This window comes from Streptomyces griseus subsp. griseus (genome assembly GCF_000720255.1).
GTDB classification, from domain to species: Bacteria; Actinomycetota; Actinomycetes; order Streptomycetales; family Streptomycetaceae; genus Streptomyces; species Streptomyces griseus_I.
In genome coordinates this window covers 1-248 of record NZ_JOJE01000231.1, presented here as the reverse complement: position 1 = coordinate 248, position 248 = coordinate 1, and the positions used below count along the sequence as shown (strand labels likewise).

Here is a 248-nt window from a genome sequence, read left to right as displayed (position 1 = left end):
TGGGCTTGATCCGCTTTGGCGGACATCCGAGATCAGGGGTTCTGCCCCGGGAGGATGTCCATCATGGAGAGCATGGGGAAGAAGAAGCCTCGGCCTCGTCGCTCGTTCACGCCGGAGTTCAAGGCCGAGATCGTCGAGCTGTGCCGACGCGGTGACCGCTCGGTCGGCCAGATCGCCAAGGACTTCGACCTGACCGAGACCGCGGTGCGTGACTGGGTGAAGCAGGCCGAGGTCGATGCGGGCGAACG

Annotated in this window: 1 protein-coding gene; it reads left to right on the top strand. The window is 64.9% G+C overall.

Going from position 1 to position 248, the window contains the following annotated elements; all coding sequences use genetic code 11:
- Nucleotides 1-63: 63 nt before the first annotated feature.
- Nucleotides 64-248, top strand: a 185-nt coding sequence (locus IG99_RS43910) for a transposase (protein WP_037684698.1), incomplete at its 3' end; no start/stop codon positions are given.